This is a genomic window from Streptomyces sp. (assembly GCF_019510245.1).
In the GTDB taxonomy this organism is placed as follows: domain Bacteria; phylum Actinomycetota; class Actinomycetes; order Streptomycetales; family Streptomycetaceae; genus Streptomyces.
Window position 1 is genome coordinate 1 of sequence record NZ_JAEKKT010000306.1, and the last position, 5,771, is coordinate 5,771.

Here is a 5,771-nt window from a genome sequence, read left to right on the forward strand (position 1 = left end):
CGTCCGCGTCGAACAGGCAGAGCTCGACCATCTCGGCGACCTCGCTGAACAGCGCGAAGTTGGTCCCGCTGCCGTCGTACGTGGCGCCGAGCGGGTACGGCGATCCGGGCCAGGGTCGAGCGATGGGGGGCACAGACGGAGTCTCCCTGACAGTGGCGGTCGGACTTGTCCTACCCCCTGCCGTCGCGCCGCTAAGCCTCGCCGCGTGTGATGGCGCCGACGTAGACCTTCACCAGGGTGTCGACGATGGGCTCCGTGGACGGCCGCGGCTCGGGGTGGGAGACCCAGTCGACGAGCACCTCGCTGACGGCCCCGGCCAGCGCGACGCCCAGCAGCCGCCCCTTCGCCCCGCTGTCCAGGTCCGCCACCGAGCGGATCACCTCCGCGAACCGGATCACCATCGCGTGCCGGTCGCTCTCGAGGACACCCGCGACCCGGATCTCGCGGTTGGCGACCTTCGCCCGCCGCGGGTCCTCCGTCAGGTACCCGACGTAGCCGGTGAGGCCGGTGCGGATGCGCTCCTCGAGCGTCCCCTCTGCCGCCTGCACCACCGGCAGCACGGTCTCGAGGACGCCGTTCATCACCTGCTCGTAGACGGCCTTCAGCAGGTCCTCACGGCTGGAGAACTCCTCGTAGAACGAGCGGGTGGCCACGGCTGCCGCCGAGCACAGCCGCTCGATCGTCGCCCCCTGCCAGCCCACCGTGCCGAACAGCTCGAGACCCGCGCCCAGCAGCCGGCTGCGGCGGTCGGAGCGGCGCTGGTCCTCGGAGCGGCCTCCGTAGACCCTTCCTGTTTCGGTCACTCGGAGAAGGCTAGGCCGTCCAAAACGTGCGTGCTGCAGGTTTCTGCACACTCGTGGCAAAGGTCACGCCGTCAGGAAGCGCGCCGCACCTGCACCTCGGGTCTGCTACGCAGCCGCGCCAGTCCCAGGCCCGCGCAGGTGGTCATGGCGAAGGCCAGCAGGTACATCGCCTGCACCTGCTCCCGCTTGCGGCGGTCGACCATGGCCAGCTGGGCGCCCGGGTTGAAAGCCGGGTCGTCGTCCTTCAGCGTCCCGTTCAGCGCGAGCGCCAGCTGCAGCTCCTGCTGCTCCTGGAGCGCACCGGCCGACATCGGGTTCACCTGGACCTGGGTCTGGACCTGGACCTGCGCCTGCACGGCAGGGGCGGGAGCCGGCGGGACCACGGGCACGACGGCCGGGGCCGGCGGGTTCGCGGGCGGCGGCGGGGCACCCGGCGCCGGGGGGATCGGCCTCGGCGGGACGGCGGCCGCGGCCTGGACGCAGGTGACGTTCACGCGGGCCTGACCGACCTTGTAGCCGCGCAGCACCGCTGCCACGTCGCCGGAGTAGCGGCCGGGCTTCACGTTCACGCAGCTCACCGCGACGCTGAACGGTGCGGCGTTCGGCTTCTTCACGTTGAGGCCGGTGAGCGTCCGGCTCTGCAGGCCGCCGAGCACGGGGGTCTTCGTCAGCGGCACGAGCGACACGGACTGGCGGTCGACGAGGCTGCTGAGCACCCGGATGATCGCGTCCGACACGTGGTCGCTGGCGTTGCAGGCGAGTGGCTGCCCGGGCCGGATGTTCTCCGGCTCGTCCGTCAGCGGGTCGATCCCGCAGTAGATGCCGCCGGGAGGCGCGAAGGAGTGCGTGCCGCGCGCGACGTGCCGCAGGTCGTCCATGGACTCGCCGCCCACACCCATCCCGATGACCTGAACCCGTCTGTCGTTGAGGTCGCGGAGGGCCTGGTCGAAGTACGGCTTGTAGTCGGCGTTGTGCTTCTGCGGGAAGGGCGCCTCGAAGGCCTCGTCGGACGCGAGGATGACGATCCGGCGCGTCGACTGGCTGGGGCGCCAGTGGGCGTCCTGACCTGCCGGAACGTTGTTCCAGGCCGCCTGGGTCGTGATCCCCCCGCCCTTGGCGACCTGGCTGAGAGCGAGCAGCTGGCCCTCGTGCGACCCGCCACCGAAGTACGGGTTGATCATCGTCTCGATGTGGATGTTGTCGACCGCGGCCTGCAGGTCGGCGTTCACCGGGCCGACCGCGCGGAGCCGGCGGTAGATGACCGGGCGGTTGTACGGCTTCGCCGGGTTGGCCGGGTCGACGTAGGTCAGCGGGTACGGCTTCTCGTTGTCCTGCGACCCGGTGCCGAGGGTGCCGACACCCACCCGGAGGTCGACCTTCTGGCTCGTCAGCGAACCGACGATCCGCATGATGTTGGCCTTGAGCTGGTCGATGTAGGTCGACATCGAGTTCGAGTCGTCCACCAGGAAGAACAGGTCCACCGGGGTGTCGTTCTTCGGCAGGTCGAGCCGGAAGGGCACAGCCCCGGTGGTGCCGACGGGGAGGCTGATGCTCTGCACGGGCGGCACCACCCTGCCCGGGTTCGGCGGGAGCACCGAGGTGTCGCCGGCCGCCACGGGTGGGATGTCCACGCCCTTCGGCACCGGGTCGACGTAGCGCAGCACGCTGTGCCCGCTGACGGCGTGGAAGCTGGACTGGCCGCTGCGGTCACCGCTGAGCGTCCCGGCGCGCGGCGGCCCCGGAGCGTGGGCCGAGCTGAAGAAGTCCTGGAAGGGCGAGAGCAGCACCAGCGCGCTGCCGAGCTGCACCATGAGCTGGGAGTCGCCATCGCGGAAGGCGACCCCGGTGACACCACCCGGCGCCCGGAAGGCCTTCGTGGTGACCCCGCCGTTCTGGCTGTACACGAGCTGGCCGCTGGACCGGAACGCCGCCAAGGTCTGCGGCTGCATCGCCGTCAGCGCGGTGAAGTCGCTCTCGGGGCTCACCGTGAAGGAGCCACCGCCGTCACGGGACACCGCGAGGTGTCCGCTGACGATGCCGTAGAGCCGGTTGCTGTCGGACGAGTCGATGTCGAGCGCGGTGAACCCGGTGCCGCCGGTCGGCAGGGCGTTCGTCGTGGTGCGGAGCGACCAGGTGTGGCCCCTGTCGGTGCTGGCGTAGAGCAGGCCGGTCTCGCCGTCGAGGCCACCGCCGCCGGGGAGCCCGGGCAGCCCGGTGGTCGAGCCGGTCTCGCCGCCGCTGCCGGTCGGGCTGATCGTGAGGTAGAGCGTGCGGCCGTCGTTGGCGGCGCGCAGCAGCTTGGGCGTGCCCTGGGCCGGCAGCCCGCTGTCGGCCGCGGCCCAGCTGTCGCCGGTGCCGACCATCACGTGCGGGCGGCTGGCCGCGCCGGTGCCTTCCTGGACGGCCGCCACGTGGGTGCTGCCCAGCAGCGCGAGCGAGACGATCCGCGCGCCAGCGCCTGCGAAGGGCTGGCTGCCGCTGGGGGCGAAGGACAGCGCGAGCGAGTCCGACCAGTCGCAGCCGTGGTCGCTCGAGGTCTGCACGCGCACGCCGTTGCTGACCGCCAGCGACTGCGGCCGGGTCTCGTCGACCGCGAAGGCGCTGACGGTGTCGGGGGAGGACAGCCCCTGGACCGGCTTGAAGGTGTCGACGCCGATCTTCTCCCAGGAGCCGCTCCGGGTGATGCCCCGGCAGTGCAGGGCAGGGGCGTTGGCCAGCGCGATCGTCGGCAGGCCCGCCGAGAGGACGGCGGCGACGAGCAGCGCTGACCTCAGGCGAGGTCGGCGCACGGCTACTTCCTCGTCGTGCGCGAGGTGCCGGCCGCTGCCGCCTTGTTGGCCGGCTTGGTGGCCGCGGGCGCCTTGGTGGCTCGCGCGGGCTTGGTGACGGTGGTGACGGCGGACGCCCTACGGCGTGCCGGTCGTCCCGTCGTCGCGTCGGCGGGCGGGGTGGCGATCGCCTTCATGAGCGGCGCGAGCGCCTGCTCGAGGACCTCGCCCTCCAGGGTCTCCTCGGCGTCGAGCCGGGCGGCCAGCGAGTCCAGCTCGCGACGGTGCGCCCGCAGGATGGCCTTGGCCTCGTCGCGGGCGTCCTCGATGAGCTTCCGGATCGCGTCCTCGACCTCGCGGCGGGTCTCGTCGGAGAGCTCGACCAGCTGCGAGTCGTCGCCGAGGAAGCCCTCGCCGGCCTTGACCTGCATGCGGACCGGGCCGACCTCGTCGCTCATGCCGTACTTGGTGACCATGTCGCGGGCCAGGTCCGTCGCGTGCTCGAGGTCCTGCTCGGCACCGGTGGAGCCCTCGCCCAGGACGAGCTCCTCGGCCGCGACGCCGCCGAGGGTGGCGACGAGCTGGTTGTGCAGGCTGCTGCGGGTGAGCAGGGTGGCCTCGGTGTCGCCGAAGGAGGCGGCCGCCACGGTCCGGCCACGGGCCAGCACGGTGACGCGGTGGATGTCCTCGTGCCGGCCGAGGGTGGCGGCGACGACGACGTGGCCGATCTCGTGGTACGCGGCGCGGAGCCGCTCGTCGGCGGTGAGCACCCGGCCACGGCGCTGCGGGCCCTCGAGGACGCGGACGACCGCCTCCTCCAGGTCCTTCATGCCGATGGTGGAGCCCTTGCGGCGGATGGTGAGCAGCGCGGCCTCGTTGACCACCGAGGCGAGGTCGGCGCCGGTGAAGCCGGGGCAGCGCGCGGCCAGCCGGGCCAGGTCGACGTCGGGCGCGAGCGGCTTCTTGCGGGCGTGGATCGTGAGGATCCGCTCGCGGCCCTCGGCGTCCGGGCGCTCCACCGTGATGTGCCGGTCGAAGCGGCCCGGCCGCATCAGGGCGGGGTCGAGGATGTCGGGGCGGTTGGTCGCGGCGATGACGACCACGCCGGTGCTGACCTCGAAGCCGTCCATCTCCACGAGCAGCTGGTTGAGGGTCTGCTCGCGCTCGTCGGAGCCGCCCCCGCCGCCACCGGAGCCGCGCTTGCGGCCGGCGGCGTCGAGCTCGTCGATGAACACGATGGCCGGGGCGACCGCGTTCACCCGCTTGAACAGGTCACGGATGCGGGCCGCGCCGACTCCCACGAGGGACTCGACGAACTCGGCGCCGGCGACGCTGAAGAACGGCACCCCCGCCTCGCCGGCGACAGCCTTCGCGAGCAGCGTCTTGCCGGTCCCGGGAGGGCCGAACAGCAGCACGCCCTTCGGCGGGGCCGCGCCCAGCGCCTTGTACTTGGCCGGGTCCTTCAGGTAGTCGCGGACCTCAGCGAGCTCGATGACCGCCTCGTCCGCGCCGCCCACGTCGGCGAACGTGACGGTGGAGGCGCCGGTGCGGCCGCCGTCCTCGACGCGACCGAAGTTCGTGACGTCCCCGATCGCGCTGCTGCCGCTGCCCTTGCCGAGGAAGATGATCGCGAAGATGTTGGCCAGGATGAGGATCGGCAGCAGGAACTGGTAGAGCTGCCGCCCGCGCTGCTTGCCGGTCTGCGCGTCCACGGTCACGGTCGCGCCGCTGGCCGACAGGGTCTTCTGCACGTCCTGCGTCGCCAGGCCGCTGCTCGGCACCTCGACGCGCACCGTCGCGTCGCCGTCCGGCACGCCCGCGATCTTGGTCGGGAAGGTGGCCTTGCCGCCCAGCAGCGTCGTCGCCTCGTCCGCGGAGCGGAGCGTGAGGACGAACTGGTTGTCCTCGTTGAGGTAGACCGCCTTCTCCACCCGGTGGCCCTGGGCGAGCTGGTCGACCGTGCTCAGCGGCACACGGGTGCCGCCGGGGCCGGAGCTGACCCAGGCGACGACGAGGCCGAAGACGAGGAACAGCGCCGCGAGCGTCGCCGTCAGGACGAGGACGACCTTGTCGGGGCCGTTCTTGCCCTCCGCAGCGCGGGCACGCGCCCGGGCAGCGCGGGCGGCGCGCAGGCGGTCGAGGAAGCCGTCGGGCTCCTGGGCGCGAGCGGGAGCGCCGGTGGTGGGGGTGGCCACGGTTG

The 5,771-nt window shown here is 72.5% G+C and carries 4 protein-coding genes; all 4 read right to left on the reverse strand.

What is annotated here, in order from left to right:
- Nucleotides 1-133: hypothetical protein (locus JF597_RS49590; RefSeq protein ID WP_294012654.1), on the reverse strand; the 133-nt coding region annotated here is incomplete at its 3' end.
- Nucleotides 134-191: 58 nt separating this feature from the next.
- Complete coding sequence (locus JF597_RS49595; protein WP_294012643.1) at nt 192-803, reverse strand: TetR/AcrR family transcriptional regulator; 612 nt, start codon at nt 801-803, stop codon at nt 192-194.
- A gap of 71 nt (nt 804-874) precedes the next feature.
- Nucleotides 875-3,592: a vWA domain-containing protein gene (locus JF597_RS49600; protein WP_294012646.1), complete on the reverse strand. Its 2,718-nt coding sequence runs from the start codon at nt 3,590-3,592 to the stop codon at nt 875-877.
- Nucleotides 3,593-3,594: 2 nt separating this feature from the next.
- A partial coding sequence (gene ftsH / locus JF597_RS49605; RefSeq protein ID WP_294012651.1) for an ATP-dependent zinc metalloprotease FtsH occupies nt 3,595-5,771 on the reverse strand: 2,177 nt, incomplete at its 5' end.